The organism is Propionivibrio sp., assembly GCF_029255185.1.
GTDB lineage: Bacteria > Pseudomonadota > Gammaproteobacteria > Burkholderiales > Rhodocyclaceae > Propionivibrio.
Map to the genome: position 1 here is coordinate 20,253 of NZ_JAPUVO010000140.1, position 18,557 is coordinate 38,809.

At 57.0% G+C, this 18,557-nt stretch carries 17 protein-coding genes and 1 pseudogene; 11 read left to right on the forward strand and 7 right to left on the reverse strand.

Features of this window, described 5'->3' with window-relative positions:
• Nucleotides 1–109: 109 nt before the first annotated feature.
• From Q1J43_RS15660 to Q1J43_RS15685, 6 genes and pseudogenes are all read right to left on the reverse strand, one after another.
• A pseudogene (locus Q1J43_RS15660) lies at nt 110–334 on the reverse strand (GIY-YIG nuclease family protein); the annotation flags it as partial.
• Between the two features lie 21 nt (nt 335–355).
• Nucleotides 356–1,267: a recombination-associated protein RdgC gene (locus Q1J43_RS15665; protein WP_301103445.1), complete on the reverse strand. Its 912-nt coding sequence runs from the start codon at nt 1,265–1,267 to the stop codon at nt 356–358.
• Between the two features lie 504 nt (nt 1,268–1,771).
• Nucleotides 1,772–2,056, reverse strand: a complete 285-nt coding sequence (locus Q1J43_RS15670; protein ID WP_301103446.1) for a hypothetical protein — start codon at nt 2,054–2,056, stop codon at nt 1,772–1,774.
• A 176-nt stretch (nt 2,057–2,232) separates the two neighbouring features.
• Nucleotides 2,233–2,952, reverse strand: a complete 720-nt coding sequence (gene dnaQ, locus Q1J43_RS15675) for a DNA polymerase III subunit epsilon (RefSeq protein ID WP_301103447.1) — start codon at nt 2,950–2,952, stop codon at nt 2,233–2,235.
• A 47-nt stretch (nt 2,953–2,999) separates the two neighbouring features.
• Entirely contained in the window at nt 3,000–3,452 is a 453-nt protein-coding gene (rnhA, locus tag Q1J43_RS15680; RefSeq protein WP_301103448.1) for a ribonuclease HI, read from the reverse strand.
• Nucleotide 3,453: 1 nt separating this feature from the next.
• A complete protein-coding gene (locus Q1J43_RS15685) occupies nt 3,454–4,167 on the reverse strand; it encodes a class I SAM-dependent methyltransferase (RefSeq protein WP_301103449.1) in 714 nt (237 codons plus the stop codon).
• Between the two features lie 27 nt (nt 4,168–4,194).
• On the opposite strand from Q1J43_RS15685, the gene gloB reads away from it, so the two are divergent.
• The 7 genes from gloB to Q1J43_RS15720 all read left to right on the forward strand — a co-directional run bounded on the left by gloB (nt 4,195) and on the right by Q1J43_RS15720 (nt 14,114).
• On the forward strand, nt 4,195–4,956 hold the full coding sequence (gene gloB, locus Q1J43_RS15690) for a hydroxyacylglutathione hydrolase (protein WP_301103450.1): 762 nt from the start codon (nt 4,195–4,197) through the stop codon (nt 4,954–4,956).
• Nucleotides 4,957–5,046: 90 nt separating this feature from the next.
• Complete coding sequence (locus Q1J43_RS15695) at nt 5,047–8,460, forward strand: DUF748 domain-containing protein (protein ID WP_301103451.1); 3,414 nt, start codon at nt 5,047–5,049, stop codon at nt 8,458–8,460.
• A 105-nt stretch (nt 8,461–8,565) separates the two neighbouring features.
• Nucleotides 8,566–8,913, forward strand: a complete 348-nt coding sequence (locus Q1J43_RS15700) for a GFA family protein (RefSeq protein ID WP_301103452.1) — start codon at nt 8,566–8,568, stop codon at nt 8,911–8,913.
• Nucleotides 8,914–9,019: 106 nt separating this feature from the next.
• Complete coding sequence (locus Q1J43_RS15705; protein ID WP_301103453.1) at nt 9,020–9,478, forward strand: AP2/ERF family transcription factor; 459 nt, start codon at nt 9,020–9,022, stop codon at nt 9,476–9,478.
• Between the two features lie 299 nt (nt 9,479–9,777).
• Complete coding sequence (gene rmuC, locus Q1J43_RS15710; RefSeq protein WP_301103454.1) at nt 9,778–11,130, forward strand: DNA recombination protein RmuC; 1,353 nt, start codon at nt 9,778–9,780, stop codon at nt 11,128–11,130.
• Nucleotides 11,127–11,540, forward strand: a complete 414-nt coding sequence (locus Q1J43_RS15715) for a DUF3293 domain-containing protein (RefSeq protein ID WP_301103455.1) — start codon at nt 11,127–11,129, stop codon at nt 11,538–11,540. The genes rmuC and Q1J43_RS15715 overlap by 4 nt, the downstream gene beginning before the upstream one ends.
• 168 nt (nt 11,541–11,708) lie before the next feature.
• Nucleotides 11,709–14,114 (forward strand): serine/threonine protein kinase, encoded by a 2,406-nt coding sequence (locus Q1J43_RS15720; protein WP_301103456.1) that lies wholly within the window; start codon nt 11,709–11,711, stop codon nt 14,112–14,114.
• A gap of 187 nt (nt 14,115–14,301) precedes the next feature.
• Here Q1J43_RS15720 and Q1J43_RS15725 read toward each other — a convergent pair whose 3' ends face one another.
• Nucleotides 14,302–15,096: an outer membrane protein assembly factor BamD gene (locus Q1J43_RS15725; protein ID WP_301103457.1), complete on the reverse strand. Its 795-nt coding sequence runs from the start codon at nt 15,094–15,096 to the stop codon at nt 14,302–14,304.
• Here Q1J43_RS15725 and rluD point away from each other — a divergent pair.
• The 4 genes from rluD (at nt 15,095) to Q1J43_RS15745 (ending at nt 18,533) form a co-directional block, all read left to right on the forward strand.
• Nucleotides 15,095–16,216 (forward strand): 23S rRNA pseudouridine(1911/1915/1917) synthase RluD, encoded by a 1,122-nt coding sequence (rluD, locus tag Q1J43_RS15730; protein ID WP_301103458.1) that lies wholly within the window; start codon nt 15,095–15,097, stop codon nt 16,214–16,216. The two genes, Q1J43_RS15725 and rluD, sit on opposite strands and share 2 nt — an antisense overlap.
• Nucleotides 16,182–16,952, forward strand: coding sequence for a peptidoglycan editing factor PgeF (pgeF, locus tag Q1J43_RS15735; RefSeq protein ID WP_301103459.1), 771 nt, complete (start codon nt 16,182–16,184; stop codon nt 16,950–16,952). The genes rluD and pgeF overlap by 35 nt, the downstream gene beginning before the upstream one ends.
• Before the next feature lie 105 nt (nt 16,953–17,057).
• Complete coding sequence (locus tag Q1J43_RS15740; protein ID WP_301103460.1) at nt 17,058–18,035, forward strand: tripartite tricarboxylate transporter substrate binding protein BugD; 978 nt, start codon at nt 17,058–17,060, stop codon at nt 18,033–18,035.
• A 36-nt stretch (nt 18,036–18,071) separates the two neighbouring features.
• Entirely contained in the window at nt 18,072–18,533 is a 462-nt protein-coding gene (locus Q1J43_RS15745; RefSeq protein ID WP_301103461.1) for a tripartite tricarboxylate transporter TctB family protein, read from the forward strand.
• The last annotated feature ends 24 nt before the right edge of the window (nt 18,534–18,557 follow it).

Sequence of the window (18,557 nt, forward strand, 5' to 3'; positions counted from 1 at the left end):
CATTATATACGCTGCCAGGGTTCGATCGAATGGCTGTACGGATGATTAAGGGCGCGTGTGTAGACAACTGCGCAACCAAAAGTCGTTTTGCCGCCGGCCTGAGTTGCTTGATCCGGTATTCGGCCTTCAAGGCGCTGGAGCGATCCGGATAAGCCATGGTCGCCAGCAATCTGGCGGGCGGGTGGGTGCGCGTATAGCGGGCGCCTTTGCCGCTGACGTGGGCCGCATAGCGGGCCGCGACGTCCAGGGCGATGCCGGTGTAGATGCTGCCGTCAAGGCATTCAATCAGGTACAGGAACCAGGTGGCCGGCTGCGGCGCAGCGGCATTTTTCACGCTTGATGCGCCCTCTTCCGTCTACCGAGCGTTTCGGGCTGGCTTTTCCTGCTCGCCGCCCAGGGCTGCGAGCAGATCATCAAGCAGGCGTGCGACTTCGCCGGACATCAGCGCGAAATCGATGTCGAAGCGTTCCTCTTCGTTTTCGGCCTGACCATCCGCTTCTTCCTTGAGAATATCGAGGAAGCTCAGGCGCTTGATTTGCAGATTCTCGTTGAGTAGGAAGGAGATGCGCTCGCCCCAGGTCATCGCCAGTCGCGTGACGACCTTGCCGGCAGCAATGTGCTGGCGAATTTCCTCACCTTCCAGGGTGTGCTTGACATAACGCACCGTCGCGTTCTCAGCCGAGCGCAGTTCGAGATCCTGATCCAGCGTAAAGCTGCCCGGCGCCTCGCCATCAGCGACCCAGCCGGTCATTGCCGCCGAGGGCGATTGCGTGACCTGAAGCAGCCTGGCTGGCAGGCTGTCGACCGATTTGTGCAGATGTTCGAGAAATTCCTCGGCCTTGGCCGGGGAGGCGGCGTCGATGACCAGCCAGCCGTTGAGCGGATCAATCCAGCCCCAGGTGGTACGGCGGCGAATGAAGGCGCGCGGCATCAGTTCGATGCTCATCGCTTCGCGCAGTTCGCGCATTTCCTTGCGGCCAACCCGGCGACCTTCGCGGTCCTCGATGTCTTTCGCACGCTCATCGGCGAACTGCTTGACCACCGAGGCGGGCAACAGTTTTTGTTCGACGCCGAGCGCCAGTAGCCATTGCCGGTTTACGGCATGGACCAGCGGCCCGCCAGGGCGTGGCGCGACCCAGCCGATGCTCTGCATGGCGCTTGCGCTGCAGGGCAGCAGGGTTTGCGCGGACAGCTTTTGTTCAAGCTGCTCAGGATTGGCTGCCCAGTTTTTGGGTAGGCGGTAGAGCTGGAGGTTTCTGAACCACATGCGGAGGACTCAAAAAAAGAGGGGAATTATAGGGCTGAACGCAGCACTAAATCGATTGTTTTGAGTTTATTGGCCTGCTACATTTTTCGGGAGTATTGAACGAGTGCCGCTCAGTGGTCCATAATGTCGGCATGAACGATCCAGAACCCATCGATCCGCGTCGTCGGATTCGCGAACTGACTGCCATCCCTGAGCGGGATCGTACCGATGAACAGTGGGACGAGTTGAACGAGCTCGAAATCCGCACGGCACCCGGAAACAGAGAGTCGGCCCGGCAGGCTGAAAAGCGACCGGGTGGTTCATCGGCTCAGTTTCGTCGGCCCGATCATAACTTGGGGGCCAAGAGCAACAATGGCCCACGACCGGACGCACGGCCCCAGGAGAATCGCCCTGACGGTCGGCCGCCAAAGCGACAGCATCGACGCCCAAAGCGTCCCACTGAGACGCCCGGTAACACTTAAAGGGCTCAGGCTATCCGTGTTCGAGCCGGTTACTGCGCCCGGCTTACAACTGAGATTTGAAGTAATTGAAGGAGTGGATAAACGCGTCGCGAATTTTTTCCATTTCGCTGGCCGCGGTTTCCCAGGCGTCTTCACCAGCAGCTTTCAATTCATCGAGTTTGGCGATTGCCAGTTTGGACTGCTGATGCAGCTTGTCCATTTCTTCCTTGTATTTTTCACGCGCACTCTCCTTCGCTTCCCGTGCTTTGGCTTCGAGTTTGCTCAAATTCAAGTTCAACTCGTCGAGTTGGAGTTTCATTTTGGTGATATACAGATCCCTTTGCGACATGGTATTCGCTCCTGGTAATTGAAAAAACAGGGCCGCGCACTGCTCAGTACTGTGCGTGGATTGATGTCATGTTCCCTTGCGTGCTTGACCAGGATAGTCGCGAAAAAACGAAAATTCCGTGCGCTGGCGTACACAGAGAGCGTGTCGCCAGTGGCGTTGTGAATCGGGCCTGCGCATCAAGAGCCGGTTTCGCCCGCAAGCCATAGGCAATTGCCTTTGCTTTCTTTCTGGATGGTGGTGAGCAGCGCCGCGTGTTCGGCGAGTTCGTCCGCGCTGGCGCGCAGGATGCACTGTGACCGGCGTGGTCGGCCAGCCTGCGCCAGTTCATCGCTTGTCTGTTGGTCTGTGGTGTCGTTGGCCAGGTCCATAATCAGGCTTTCCTGACCGCGGGTCATCGCCACATAGACTTCGGCCAGAATCTCGGCGTCGAGCAGGGCGCCGTGCAGGGTGCGGCGCGAGTTGTCGACTCCATAACGTTCGCACAAAGCGTTGAGATTGTTTTTCTTGCCCGGATGCAGATCCTTGGCCATGCGCAAGGTGTCGAGCACGCCATGGCATACGGCGTCAATCGGCGCCATGTCGAGCAGGGCGAGTTCGGCGTTGAGAAAGCCGATGTCAAAGGCGGCATTGTGAATGATCAGTTCGGCGCCACGCACGAAATCGAGAAATTCGGCGGCGATGTCGGCAAAGTGCGGCTTGTCTTGCAGGAAATCGAGGCTGATGCCATGGACGGCGAGCGCTCCGGCATCAATGTCCCGTTCCGGGTTCAGGTAGCGGTGAAAGTGCCGATTGGTCAGGCGCCGGTTGCGCATTTCGACGCCACCTATTTCGATGATGCGGTGCCCGAGCTTGTGTTCAAGGCCGGTTGTTTCGGTATCGAGGAAGATCTGGCGCATGCTTGCTTTGTCCGGTCAAGGTTTGTTCAGGGTAAATCGCATGTTGCTCAGCCTGCGGCCAGCAACTCGTCGATGCCGCGATTGGCCAGTGCGTCGGCGCGTTCATTGCCGGGGTGTCCGGCGTGACCTTTGACCCATAGCCACTTGATTTCATGAGGCTTGGCGAGGCCGTCGAGCTGTTGCCAGAGATCGGCGTTCTTGACCGGCTTCTTGTCGGTGGTGCGCCAGCCGTTGCGTTTCCAGTTGTGAATCCACTCGCTGATCCCTTTTTGTACATACTGCGAATCCGTGTGCACGCGAACGGTGGCCGGGTGTTTGAGTGCTTCGAGTGCGCGGATGACGGCGGTCAGTTCCATCCGGTTGTTGGTGGTGTCCGATTCGCCGCCCCACAGTTCCTTCTTGCTGTCGCCGCTTTGCATGAGGACGCCCCAACCGCCCGGGCCGGGGTTGCCACGGCAGCCGCCGTCAGCGTAAACAACAATGATTTTTTCATTGGCCACGTTATTCAATTTCCTTTTGGGTAACGGCGGTGAGCGCCTTGTGCGGTAATTTTTTCTGGTTCCAGGGTGGCAGGATGAGGCGCATGCCATGCACCCGCTTGACGGCGCGCAGGAGATACACACCACCGGCAAAGCTCCACCAGCGGTCACCGGCCGCTTCCATGAAATGCCAGCGTTTGAGCCAGTGCTCATGATGGCAAGGTGGTGCATAACAGCCAAAATTGCCCCGTTCGACTTCGAAGCTGAGCAGTTGCAGCCAGTCCTTTAGGCGCAGAACGGAAATGTAGTCGCCATTGGCCGGGAATTCATTCCGGCAGTTGGGCAGGCGCCGGCGTAAACCCCACAGCGAGAGCGGGTTGAAGCCGGTAATCACCAGTTGCCCTTCCGGAATCAGCACCCGCTCAACTTCGCGCAGGATCTGGTGCGGATCGTCGTGGAATTCAAGGACATGTGGCATGACGACGAGATCGATGCTATTCGCTGCGAAAGGCAATTCGCGCAGGTCGCAGAGAACATCGACCTGCCCCGATTCGCCAGCGATCTGACGCAGCGGTATGCGGTTCTGGGCGAGCAAATCGTATTGCGGCAGTCCGAGTTGGAGCGCGTTATAGCCGAACAGATCGGCAACAACCGCGTCCACCTTGGCCTGCTCCCACGCCATCACGTAGCGACCTTGCGGCGAGTGCAACCAGTTGTCGATTCCGAGAATTGACATTTTCCGCAGTTCTTCCACAATCAGGGCATGTTTGACGTCATCAGGATTCCAGCCTTCAAGGATAACTACATCTGGCTGTTGCGCAAGGGCGCCGCAGCGGTTGTCGTCGATCCCGGCGATGCACGCCCGGTACTCGAGGTGCTTGAGCGAGAAGGGCTGACGCTGGTTTCCATCCTTGTAACCCATCATCATGCCGATCATCAGGGCGGGGTGGCAGATCTGCTGGCGCATTTTCCGGCCGAGGTGTTCGGTCCGGCGACTGAGTCTATCACAGCCCTTACTCAGCCTTTGCGCGGTGGAGAAACGATCTGCCTGAGCTCGCTGGGTGCCGACTTTCAAGTGATTGCGGTTCCTGGGCATACCCTTGGTCACCTTGCCTATTATGGTTGTGGCTGTCTGTTTTGCGGTGACACGCTGTTCGGCGGCGGTTGTGGGCGGCTGTTTGAGGGGACGCCGGCGCAGATGCTCGATTCCTTGACGCGATTGGCGGCACTGCCCGAGCAAACCGCTGTGTATTGCGCACACGAATATACCGAAGCCAATCTGCGTTTTGCGCTGGCGGTCGACTCCGGCAACCGCTCATTGCGGGAGCGGGTAGACGAGGTGGTGGTGGCGCGCGCCAAGGGTTGGGCGACCGTACCGTTTACGCTTGCCTTGGAGAAGGCGACGAATCCATTTTTGCGTTGCCGCGAAGCGGCGCTTGTCGCTACGGCACAGGCCAGGGTGGCGCAGGCACACGATGCGCTTGAGGTGTTTACCGTCCTGCGCGAGTGGAAAAACGTCTTTTGAAGAAGGGGTTCCAAGCCCAAACCCGAGAAATTTCTCGCTCTACTGCACGTGAAGAAATCCTTGTCAGTTTCTTAATTACAGCTGGATATCATGCTTAATAAAGCGAAACTTCAGGCGGTTCTGAATTCCCAAAAAACGAAAAAATATGCGCTTCGGGTTCTACTTGCCTTTGTCATTGTCGGAGTTCTTGGGTTTTTTGTACTGCCGCCGCTGGTCAAATCGACGCTGCTTGAGCAACTGGGCAAAATCCTGCACCGTCCCGTTGCCGTCAAGAGCGTCAGCATCAACCCGTACGCCCTGTCCATTACCCTTGAGGGCGTTGCCATTGCTGAGCGTGAAGGCGGGGAGACCTTTGCCAGTTTTGACCGCCTGTATCTGAATTTTGAATCGGCGTCCATTTTTCGGGGTGGGCCGGTCATTGGCGAAGTACGCTTGCTCAACCCCAGGCTCAGGGTCGTTCGCCTGTCAGACAAGCGTTACAACTTCTCAGACCTGTTTGACGAATTCATGGCCAAACCCAGGAACGACGATCCAACACCGCCGTTCTCGCTCAACAACATTCAACTCACCGGCGGGGTGATCGAATTCGACGACCGCCCGCTTGACGAAAAGCATGTTGTCAGCGACATCAACCTGTCCTTACCCTTCATTTCAAGCATGGCCTATGCCATTGAAAGCTTTGTCGAGCCCGTATTTTCGGCGCGTATCGACCAAGCGCCGGTGCTCATCAAAGGCAAGAGCAAGCCATTCGCCCGCTCGTTGGAGAGTGAGGTCGCGATTGATCTTGATGATCTGGAGTTGGCAAAGTACCTCGATTATGTTCCGTACAAATTGCCAATCAAGGTGCTATCCGGCACTCTGGAGAGCACACTGAAGCTCGCTTTCCATCAGGAAAAAGACAAGCCTTCGACACTGATTGTGTCGGGTACGGCGGCCATCAAGCAACTCAATGTCAATGATGCCTCCGGCGCACCGCTGCTTGCGTTCAAGCAACTTGATCTGGCTATCGCTGCGGCCGATCTCTTGGGCCGCAAGTTCGTCATCGATCGTATTGCCGTGGATTCGCCGCAGATCAGTGCCCGCGTCAGCCGGCAAGGGACGATCAACTGGGTCGATCTTTTGCGCAATGAGCGGGCGGCTGGCAAGCCAAATCCGCCTGCCGCCAAAAAGCCGGAGCCTTCAGCACCGCTTGAGTGGTCACTCGGCGAGGTGAAGGTGGTCGGCGGTGTGCTGCGCTGGCTTGACGAGTCGCATGGCAGGCCGTTCAAGGCCAGCATTGAAGCCATCGAAGTCAATCTGAAGAAGCTTAACAGCCAAGGCGTAACACCCGCCGAGTTTGATCTTGCCTGGCGAGTAATTGCCGACGAGTGGCTGAAAATCGATACCGTCTCGGTCAAGGGCGGGCAACTTGATCTGAGCAAACACGAAGTGCGGCTAGGCAACGTTTTGGCACGAGGCGTGCGCAGCCTCGTCCGGCGCACGCCCGATGGCAAGCTGGACTGGCTTGAGCCGCCTGCGCTGCGCGTTGTCGAGGCGACGCAGAAGGATACCTCGGCGCCCTGGAAGATCACGCTGGCCAAATATACCGGCGATGATATCGGCATTCGTTTTGAAGACCGGTCGGTTTCTCCGGTGGCGACACAAACCATCGATGCCTTTGGCATTGAAATGGAAAATCTGTCGACCGAGCCCGGGCAGACGGCCAAAGTGACGGCGCGCCTCAAACTCAATCGCAAGGGTGAAATTTCACTCGATGGCACAGTGAGCCCCTTTCCGCTGTCTGCCAACCTGAATCTCGATATCAAGACACTTGAGTTGCTGCCGCTACAGCCCTATTTTGCCGAGAAACTTAATATCGCCGTGACCCGCGGACAGTTGACAGTCAATGGCAATGTGCAACTGCGTCAGGATGGTGCCGGCAAAAAAGCCGAGGCTCCGGCACTGGCAGGCAGTTTTTCCGGGCAGGCGACAGTGGGCGATTTCTATGCGGTAGATAAGCTCAACTCGGCGGATTTTCTGCGCTGGAAATCGTTCTACTTAGGCAAAATGGATGTGCATCTGAATCCGGATTCGGTTTCCATCGGCGAAGTGGCGTTGTCCGATTTTTTTGCGCGGGTCATTATCAGCCCTGAAGGCAAGCTCAACCTGTTGCAGATTGTTCGCAAGAATGATGAGGGTGCAGTTGCCGTCGTTCCGTCGGCGGTAGATCAGGGCGTAACACGCGCGGTGGTGAGCACTGCGGGCGATGGCAAGGCCGTTGTTGACGTGAATCCAGTGGCTAAGCCGGTAATGCCGATCAAGATCGGCAAGATCACCCTGCAAGGCGGCCATGTCAGATTCAGCGATAACTTCGTCAAACCGAATTACTCGGCGAATCTGAAGCAGATTGGCGGTCGCATTACCGGACTGTCGTCGGAGCCGAGCAGCATTGCCAATCTTGAGTTGCGCGGCAGTTACGATGACGTGGCGCCGCTTACCGTGAGCGCACAGATCAATCCTCTATCGGCCAAACCCTATCTTGATTTACAGGCGGAGATCAAAGGCATCGAATTGACATCGCTCTCTTCGTACTCCGGCAAGTACACTGGTTATGCGATCGAGAAGGGAAAGCTTTCCCTGTTCGTCAAATACAAGATTGAGAATGATCAGTTGACGGCCGAGAACCGGATCTTTCTCGATCAACTGACGTTCGGTGACCCCATTGCAAGCCCGAGTGCGACCAAGCTGCCGGTGACGCTTGCCGTTTCATTGCTGAAGAACAGGAAAGGTGAGATCGACCTCAACCTGCCCATTTCCGGCTCGCTCAATGATCCACAGTTCAGCATTGGCGGCCTGATCATCAAGGTCATCGTCAATCTCTTCGTCAAGGCCGTGACCTCGCCCTTTGCCCTGCTCGGCTCGATGTTTGGCAGTGCTGAGGAAATGTCGACGGTCGAGTTCGACTATGGGCGGGCGGCGATTACCCCGGCCGCAGAGAAACGCATCGAGAGCCTGGCCAAGGCACTGACCGACCGGCCGGCGCTCAGGCTTGAGATCGAGGGGCGCGTCGATCTCGAGCGTGATCGCGAGGGCCTGAAGCAGGCGCGCATCGAACGCAAAGTGCGGGCCTTGAAGCGCGAGGATCTGACGAAAAATTCTATCGAAAGCGGTTCGGCGGAAACGGTCGAGGTGAGCGCCCAGGAGTATCCGGCATTGCTTGAACGCGTCTATCGTGCCGAAAAATTCCCCAAGCCGCGCAATATGGTCGGCATGGTCAAAGGGCTGCCGGTTGAGGAAATGGAGAAACTGATATTGGCCAACTCAACGGTGGATGACGACGATTTGCGCGTGCTGGGTGAGCGTCGGGCGAAAGCGGTGCGCGACTGGCTGGTGGCCCACGAGGTGTCTGCTGACCGCGTTTTTCTGCTACCCAGCAAACCCGTCGAAACGGGCGCCAAGTCGGACTCGGACGAAAAGGCCAAGAGTAGTCGTGTCGATTTCACGCTCAAAGTATTTTCCAATTGAGGTATGAGCCTGAAGGATCTGCGAAGCGAGTGATTCTGTGATGTAGATTGAAGGGTTGAAAAGGTCTGTTCGCTTCATATGCAATCATCAAATAGGGAGAGCTATATGATCTATAAGGGTAGCTGCCACTGCGGCAAAGTGGCGTTCGAGGTTGAAGGTGAGATCAACGAGGCATTGGCATGCAATTGCTCTATTTGCTCACGCAAAGGTTCGCTTTTGTGGTTTATGCCTCGCGACAAGCTTCACTTGCTTACTCCTGAAGATTCAGCCAGCACATACACATTCAACAAGCACCTTATCAAGCACCGCTTCTGCCCCATTTGTGGCATTCATCCGTATGGTGAAGGGATTGATCCGAAGGGAAATCAAATGGCTGCCATCAATATTCGCTGCCTTGAAGATATTGATATAGCATCTATCCCGGTGCAGAACTTCGATGGTCGTTCAATGTGAGACGGTTTCGTTCAACCCATCCATCGAGCGGGACGCCGCGCAAAAGCAGCGCGGCGTCCTTCATGTCAAACGTTAGGCCTTTGGTTAATCAGCGATCTCATAAATCATGAAGCGCCTTCGCAACATTTGCCGCATAGACAATGCCTCCCTTAATAGGCATGGCTGGCATGTACAGATTCAACGGGGAGGCAACAGCATCAAAAAAATGTTCTCGGATAGCGTTTTTGGCGGGAAGCAAAAGGCTTTTGCGGCTGCCATTGAATTTCGAGAGTCTCTTATCACTTCGCTTTCTTCGGCGGAGTACAACCTGTGGCATCGGACAATAGTTCGGCGCAACAACACATCGGGCATTCCGGGCGTTGGTCTTTACAAAGGAACGAATGACTCGGAAAAATGGGTAGCCTTCTGGACTGATGAAAATGGAATTAAAAAATCACGAACATACTCGGTTAGCATCCACGGAAAGCGCAAAGCGAAACAACTTGCCATTGCCGAGAGACAGCGCCAGCTAGAACGGATAGTTGAAATCAAAAAAACTCAAGTTGGCTGGCCTAACGACAGTTAACCGGACCTGCGCGAAAAGCCGTGCAGGCCGGTTACTTCTACGTTGGGGCTCGATGAGAACTCGTGATGCATTGTTTCTGCTTGTCATTAGTGGTGCTGCCTGTGCCGCCGACCTTGACACCGCTGCCTTGGACGAATTGGCGGCACAGCAGAAATACAAAGCGGTTGACGTAATACTCGGGCAGTTGCCAGAAAGTGACCCACAAGTAATCGCTTGTGCTTGCAGGCCGCCCCAAGTGAGCAAGCTTTCAATCCACTGTAAAGTACGAGCAGAATTGACTAAAAATTTTGAAAGAACCAATGAGTGAATATTTGTTGTACGGGCTAGCAGCGCTTAGCCTTATCGTGCTTTTGTTGCAGCTTCTCTTATGGCATCGTGCCGGACGTCCGGGCGATTTGCTGGGGCCCTATTTCCGCTCGCTCGAAAGCGGTCTGGAACGGGTCGAGCGGGAATTGCGGCAGGAGATGGCGCGCGGGCGTCAGGACGCCGCAACAGCGGCCCGTGGGGACCGTGAGGAACAGTCGCAGGCGCTCGATCGCCTGTCCAAGACGTTGTCGGCCCAGGTCGGGCAACTGGGCGCTTTGCAGGGGCAGCAACTCGAAGCGTTTGCGCAGCAGTTGGCCCGCCTGACGCAGAGCAATGAGCAGCGTTTCGAACAGTTGCGCCTGTCCATTGAAGCGCGCCTTAGCGTCATGCAAGCCGATAACGCGAACAAGCTTGAGGAGATGCGCAAGACCGTCGATGAGAAGCTGCACGAGACGCTGGAGCAACGTCTGGGTGACTCGTTCAAGCTGGTCAGCGAACGGCTGGAGTTGGTGCACAAGGGGCTCGGTGAAATGCAGACGCTGGCCGCCGGGGTCGGCGATCTGAAAAAGGTGCTGACCAACGTTAAGACCCGTGGCACTTGGGGCGAAGTGCAACTGGAGGCGCTCCTCGATCAGGTGTTGACTGCCGAACAGTTCGAAAAGAATGTGATTACCCGCCCGAATAGTAGCGAGCGCGTTGAGTTCGCCATCCGTCTGCCGGGGCGCGAGATGGGCGAGGACGACAAACGTCCAGTGTGGCTACCGATCGACGCAAAATTCCCCATGGAGGATTATCAGCGCCTGATTGAAGCCCAGGAGCGGGCCGACCCAGTGGCCGTCGAACTAGCCGCCAAAGCCCTGGAGATGCGCCTGCGCGACGAAGCTAAGAAAATCCGCGACAAATATATCGAGCCGCCGTTCACCACGGATTTTGCCATTCTCTACCTGCCGACCGAAGGCTTGTATGCCGAAGTACTGCGCCGTCCCGGACTGGCCGATGGCTTGCAGCGCGATTTTCGCATCAGCATTGCCGGCCCGACAACACTGGCGGCACTGCTCAACAGCTTACAGATGGGATTCCGAACGCTGGCTATTGAGCAGCGTTCGTCGGAAGTCTGGGGCGTCCTGGGAGCGATCAAAACCGAGTTTGGCAAATTTGGCGAAGCTCTGGAAAGCACGCGCAAGAAGCTTGAGCAGGCCACCCGCAGCATCGAATCCGCTGGCGTAAGGACCCGCCAGATCGAGCGCAAGCTCAAAGGCGTCGAAGCCCTGCCGGTGATCGAAGCGCAAGCCAGGCTGGGTGCACTGGAGGACATTGAGCCGGTTGACGTTGACGAGGAGGAATGAAGACGCCAGCCCTTGATGCCGCGTTCCGGGCAACGAGCTATCGGGTTGACACCGCCACAGGGATGTTCGACTTGCGGATTGGCGTGTTTGATTTGGCGTTTGATAATTTTCTGCGCTGGCAAGGTGTTTCCCGCTGGGGAATCGTGACCGCCTGCAATCCGGCTGGAATTCCCACGCCAAACCAAAACGCAGAGCGTCAAAGCGCCCTGCTGACCAGGATAACGGCCCTCGGATGGCGTTATTGCCCAGCGGTCAATCACGCTCATTCCGGGGGTTGGCCTGACGAACCGGGCTTTTGTGTTCTGGATGCAGACGAGGCGGCGTTGTGTATTCTGGCCGCTGATTTTGGTCAGCTGGCTGTGGTTTGTGGCGAGGTTGGGAAGAGTGGTGGGCGGCTTGTCTGGCTCTGAGCGCTTCCATGTCCACGCCGATGCGTTTCTGTAAGTAACAACCCCCCGGCGCCAGTGCCCGGATCGAAGTGCACGAATCGGTGAACACCGTGGGGTGCAATGCAATCAACTGTACCACGTTCGATATATCCCACCGGTTACAATGATCGGACAGGAGTGATTGGCGCTATGGGCGAGGAAATAGGACGTTTCGAGATCGTTCGTGAATTGGGCCGGGGTTCCCAGAGCGTTGTTTATCTGGCCCGTGACCCTCATTTGCAGCGCGAGGTGGCGATCAAGACGCTGCATTTTTCGCGTCCTGATCCGCAGAAGAACCAGCAACTGCTTGCCGAAGCGCGCATGGTCAGCCAGCTACGCCATCCCAGCATCGTTCCTATCTTCGAAGCCGGCGAAGAGCAGGGGGATGTCTATCTCGTCTTTGAGTATGTTGCCGGAAAAAATCTTGGCGATTACCTGAAGAAAAATGGCCGCTTGACGCCAGTCAAGGCGATTGCGATTCTGCATCCGGTGCTCGATGCGATTGCCCATGCCCATGCGGCAGGCATTATTCATCGTGATCTCAAGCCGAACAACATTCTGATCGATAAGGAAGGCTTGCCGCGCGTGATGGACTTTGGTATTGCCGCGCGTGTCGAGGCGCAGTCGAGTGATGATGAGGCGTTTATGGGAACGCCGTCGTATATGGCGCCCGAGTATATTGTCAGCCGCGAATGCAGCGAACGAACCGATGTCTTTTCGGCCGGCCTGGTGTTCTATGAGTTGCTGACCGGGCAGCGCGCGGTGCACGGTGACACGGTCTATGAAGTCATGCACCGGCTGGCCAATGAAGACATCAAATTGCCGACCAATGCCTTTAGCGATCTCGATGACCCGCTGGTCAGCATACTCTACAAGTCGATCGCCCGGAGTCCGCAGCAGCGATTCGCTTCGGTCAGCGAGATGCGCGAAGCGCTTGATCGCTATCTGGAGCCGGACGATCCCGTGCCTTCAGAAGATGCCAAGCAGAGTACCATCGACTTTCTTTTGCGGCGCATGCGGCACAAGAGCGATTTCCCGGCACTGTCCGAGTCGGTCAGCACAATCACTAAAATTACGAGTTCTGACAAGGAGAGTATCTCCAATCTCTCAAATTCGATCCTCAAGGACTTTTCGTTGACCAACAAGATTCTTCGTCTGGTCAACTCCGTGTATTACCGCCAGGCGGGTGGCGGAAACATCAGTACGATATCGCGCGCCGTGCTGGTCCTCGGCTTTGACGCCGTGCGCAATATTTCGATCACGGTCATGCTCTTCGAGCACTTGCAAAACAAAGGCAACGCCAGCCACCTCAAGGAGGAGTTCTTGCGCGCCAATCTGGCGGCCATTCTGTCCAAGGACATCGTCGAGAAATCGTCGACGCGGGACGCCGAGCAAGGGTTCATCTGTGCCATGTTCCATAATCTTGGTCGCTTGTTGTGCCAGTATTATTTCCCCGATGAAAACGAGGAAATAAAGCGCGTAATTGATCAAAAGCCCTGTAGCGAGGAGGCGGCGACGGCTCAGGTGCTGGGCATTTCGTTCGAGGATCTGGGTATCGGCATTGCCCGCACCTGGGGATTCCCCAGTCTGATCGTCAATAGCATGCGCAGACTGCCGGAGGGCAAGGTGCGCAAGGCCAATACGGTCGATGAGCGCATGCGCATTTTATCGGCGCTGTCCAATGAGTTGTGCACGATGATTTCGGTCGGCGATCCCGAGCAGCGGCAAAAGGAGTTGCGCAAGGTCACGGCCCGTTTTGGCGAAAACATCACGCTCAACGAGCAGTCGTTGCTGCAGGTGATGGAGAAATCGTTTCTGGAGGTAGCACAGTTCGCCTCGATCATCGGCATCAATCTGAAGCAATCCACGTTTGGCCGGCAGATGAAAACCTGGAGTGCTCGACCGGAGTCCGGAGCGGATGTCGAAGTGGTTCTGGCGGCAGACATTACCAGCGCGGAAACGGTTCTGTCCGACGTCGTTCCGGCGGGAGCGCCAGGCAGCCCGGTTATCCAGGGGGAAATGGACGCCGACACCAGCGTTGGCGATCCGGAAGTCATCCTGATGGCGGGAATACAGGATATCAGCAATACCCTGGTTGAAGATTTCAAGCTCAATGATGTGCTGCGCATCATTCTGGAAACCATGTACCGCGCCAAAGGGTTCAAGCGGGTCATCCTTTGCGTTCGCGATGCGCGCAGCAATTCGATGCTTGGCCGTTTCGGCTTTGGGCCCGATGCGCCGGAAATTGCACGGCGCTTTAATTTTTCACTGACGTTTACTCCCGATATCTTTCACGCTGCCTTGTCCAAGGGGGTGGATATCCTGATCAGCGATACCCGTGACCCGAAAATCGAAACTCGCCTCCCGGAGTGGTTTCGCAAAGGGGTCAATGCTGGAACCTTTGTTATCTTTCCCCTGTGCATCAAGGGCAATGCGGTCGCCATGATCTATGCCGATTGCGATGGCGCCGGCGAGATCGTTATCCCCGAGAAGGAGTTGTCGCTGCTGCGAACCTTGCGCAATCAGGCGGTTCTGGCGATTAAGCAGTCAAGCTAAGGTGATGGCTACCAGACAGGGTAAATTTGTTCTACCGCTAACTTATTGATTTATAGTCATTCCGGGCTTGACCCGGAATCCAGTTCGTTTATCAAACAGGTCTTTTAACACCTTGATCAGATGGACGAATCTGGATTCCGGCTTGCGCCGGAATGACGATGGATGGTTAGAACAAATTCACCGTGGGCTACCAGAGCTTCCACCAGGGTTCTTTGCGTTCAAGGCCGCGGGTATAGTAGGCACTGTTCGGGTAGTTCTTGCGCATCACGCGCTCGATATCGTCGCGCAGGTCGTTCATGCCCATTAGGTCGTAGGCCTTGACCATGATGAACAGGGCTTCTTCGGTGGCCGGTGCTTCCGGGTAGTTTTTCAAGGCGAACTGGGCACGGTTGATAGCGGCCACGTAGGCATTGCGTTTCATGTAGTAGCGAGCGATGTGCACTTCGAGTGAGGCCAGTGCATTGACCAGGTACTTCATGCGCAGGATGGCATCCGGCGTATATTTGCTGTCCGGAAAGCGGGTTACCAGATCCCTGAAAGAATCAAAGGACTCGCGAGCGCCTTTCGGGTCACGTTCGGTCATGTCCTGCTGACTAATCTGGCCGAGAAGGCCCAGATCCTCGTTGAAGTTCACCAGTCCGCGCAGGTAGTAGATGTAGTCGACGTTCGGGTGGTTCGGGTGCAGCTTGATGAAACGGTCGCAGGCGGCCACGGCTGAGGCAGGTTCGTTGCTCTTCCAGTAGGCATAGGCGATGTCGATCTGGGCCTGTTGAGCAAAACGGCCGTAGGGATAGCGCGATTCCAGCTTTTCAAAATACTTGATCGCCTTCTCGTAGGACTCTTCGCTCAGCGCTTGCTTGGCTTCGGTATACAACTTATTGGCTGACCAGCCGACCGTTTCATCTTTTACTTCGGGGAGAAGTCCGCAACCGGTGATGAGCGTGGCGAGGAAAAGCGCTGCGATAACCGCTAGACTACGCATGATGAAAATTCCACATAAAAAAACAGGAGTCGATCTGCCCAAAGAAAATGCTGGCGTGAGCAAGGAGCGCGCAGATTATAGCGCAAACCCCCGGCTTGCTCTGAGCGTTCCGGCCGATTGCGGAGGGCAGCGTCTGGATCAGGTTCTTGCCCGGCTTCGGCCACAGCATTCACGCAGCCGGCTGCAGAACTGGATACGTGAGGGCCGGGTTGAGGTTGATGGCGTACTGGTTAGCGAAGCGAAGCAGAAACTGTGGGGCGGAGAGCGCATCGAACTGGCCGAAGCACCCGATGAAAGCATGCAGTCGTCGTCTCCCGAAGCCATTGCACTGAATATTCTCTACGAGGATGAGACGCTGATCGTGCTCGACAAGCAGGCCGGTCTGGTGGTCCATCCGGGCAGCGGAAACTGGAGCGGAACTCTGCTCAATGCCCTGCTTTATCACGCTCCCGCCCTTGACAAGGTGCCGCGTGCCGGCATCGTGCATCGTCTCGACAAGGACACCAGCGGCCTGATGGTTGTCGCCAAGACGCTTGAGGCACAGACCGATCTGGTACGCCAGATGCAGGCACGCACGGTCAAGCGCTACTATCAGGCGCTGGTGCGCGGCAAGGTCGAGTGCAGTGGTTCCGGCGGAAGCGTCGACACCCCGATTGGCCGCCACCCGACACAGCGAACCAAAATGGCCGTCGTAAAAACCGGCAAGCCGGCGCGGACGCACTATCGAATCGTCGAACGCTTCATGGATTGCACGCTGCTTGACTGTGCGCTCGAAACCGGGCGGACGCACCAGATTCGTGTGCACATGACCTCGATTGGACATCCACTGGTCGGCGATCCGGTGTATGGCGGAGGAACCAGTCGGGTGCCCAGTGGCCCCGAATTCCATCGTCAGGCCCTGCACGCTCGACGTCTTGGTTTGGTGCACCCGGCCAGCGGCAAGCCGATGCTGTGGAAGTCGAACCTGCCCGAGGATATGGCTGAACTGGTCCAGACCGCGCGCATGCTGGCTTTCGAGGCGCGCGTGGTGGACGACGAGGATGCGGATTGGTGTGACGACCTTGAGGGCGGCCCGGAAATCATCTATGTTCATGGTGGCGATGATGACGCCGAGCAGTGATTCCTGGATTATTCCTGACTGGCCGGCGCCACAGAATGTGCGTGCTCTGTTGACCACCCGGCACGGCGGGGTGAGTCTTGGGCCCTATGCGAGTCTCAATCTCGGGCAGCACGTTGGCGACGACCCGGTCGCGGTCGCCACCAATCGAGCACGGCTCAGGCAAAGGTTGGCGGGAGCGGGCGATCCGGCCTGGCTGGAACAGGTGCATGGCAGGCGCGTAGTCGATGCGATGGCATGCGCAGCAAATGCGCTTCCGGCGCGGGCCGATGCAGCATTTTCACGCCAGCCGGGGGCGATCTGTGCGGTGATGACCGCCGATTGCCTGCCGGTGTTATTCTGCGATGATGCGGGAAGCGTCGTCGCTGCGGCCCATGCCGGCTGGCGTGGTTTGCTCGCCGGGGTGCTGGAAGAAACTGTCGCCGCCCTGGCCGTACCGGCCGCCAGGCTGTTGGCCTATCTGGGGCCGGCCATTGGGCCGCAAGTCTTCGTCGTTGGTGATGAGGTGCGTTCGGCCTTTGTCGCTGCAGATGGGGTAATGGCAGCAGCCTTCACGCCAGCGCTAGCGGGCAAGTTTTTGGCGGACATTTACCTGCTGGCGCGCCTGCGTCTGGCCGAGCAGGGCATCGACCGGGTGTTTGGCGGGGCGTACTGCACGGTCAGCGAGTCGGATCGTTTTTTTTCCTACCGGCGCGACGGCCAGACCGGACGCATGGCGTCGATGATCTGGCTTGTTTGAGTAGTAAAGAAATTTGGCATTGATTGGACTGCGCCGGCCTAGGATACTCAAGGCCGGTGCCTGAATTTCCTGTTCTTCCCTTGTTTACTGATTCGGAGGTGGGTCATGATTCACAGAATTTCGCGATTACTGGTGAGTGCTCTCGTTTTTCTTGGCGCCGCACAGGCCTATGCCGAACAGTACCCCGCCAAGGTGATTACCATCATCGTGCCCTTTGCTGCCGGCGGCCCGTCGGACACGATTGCGCGTCTGACCGCGCAGGCCATGGGCACGATACTCAAGGGCACGATGATTGTCGAGAATGTGGCTGGCGCCGGCGGCACCATCGGCGCCGCTCGACTGACCCAGGCCAAGCCTGACGGCTATACGCTATTCATCCACCATATTGGTCATGCCACCGCGCCGGCGCTCTATCGCAAGCTGAGCTATGACGCAATGAGTGACTTCGAACCGGTCGGCCTGATCAACGACGGGGCGATGACGTTTGTCGCGCGCAAGGACTTCCCGGCCAAAGATCTCAAGGAGCTTCTGGCCTACGTGGCCGCCAACAAAGACAAGGTCAACATGGCCAATGCCGGCGTCGGCTCGGCCTCGCACCTCTGCGGCATGCTTTTCATGTCGGCGCTGAAGACCGATCTCACCACCATCCCTTACAAGGGGACGGGGCCGGCCATGAACGATCTGCTTGGCGGCCAGGTGGACTTCATGTGCGATCAGACCACCAACACCACCAGCCACATCAAGGCCGGAAAAATCAAGGTCTATGGTGTAACCACGCCGAAACGGATCGCCTCCATGCCCGAAGTGCCGACCATGAATGAAGCAGGAATGCCAAACTTCACAGTCACCGTCTGGCACGCTCTGTATGCGCCTAAGGGGACGCCGAAAGCGATCGTCGACCAGCTCTCCAAAGCCCTCCAGGACGCACTGAAAGATCCGACGCTCAAGCAGCGCTTTGCTGATCTGGGTTCCGAGCCGGTGGCCCAGGAACGCGCCACACCGGAGGCTTTGCGCGTGCAGCTTAAGTCTGAAATCGAAAAATGGGGGCCGATTATCAAGAATGCCGGTGTTTTTGCCGACTAAGGATTGACGATTTTTCTGCATAACCAGGAGCATGTTTTGAACCCGATCGCACGCAATGCCAAAGATTTCTGGACCGGTATTATCTACATCGTGGTCGGTGGCGCCGCCATTATCCTCGGCCGGGATTATGGCTTGGGGACGGCCATGAAGATGGGGTCGGCTTATTTTCCTGTCATATTGAGCGGCCTGCTGATTTTGATCGGATCGCTCTCGGTCATCCGCTCGTTCATCAAACCGGGCACTCCGGTCGGTACCGTCGCCTGGAAGGGGCTGACGATGATCATCGGCGCGACCGTCCTGTTCGGTTTCATCGTGCGTGGCGCCGGGATGGCCATCGCCTTGCCGCTATTGGTCATCATCAGCGCCTATGCCAGCAACCGCTTCAGTTGGAAATATGCGCTGGCTCTGGCCGCTGGCGTGACGGTGTTCTGTATTCTGGTCTTTCAGGTCGGTCTGGGCGTTCCGCTGCCGATTTTTGGATCGTGGTTCGGAGACTGACCCCGGTTTCCCGGGACTTGAACT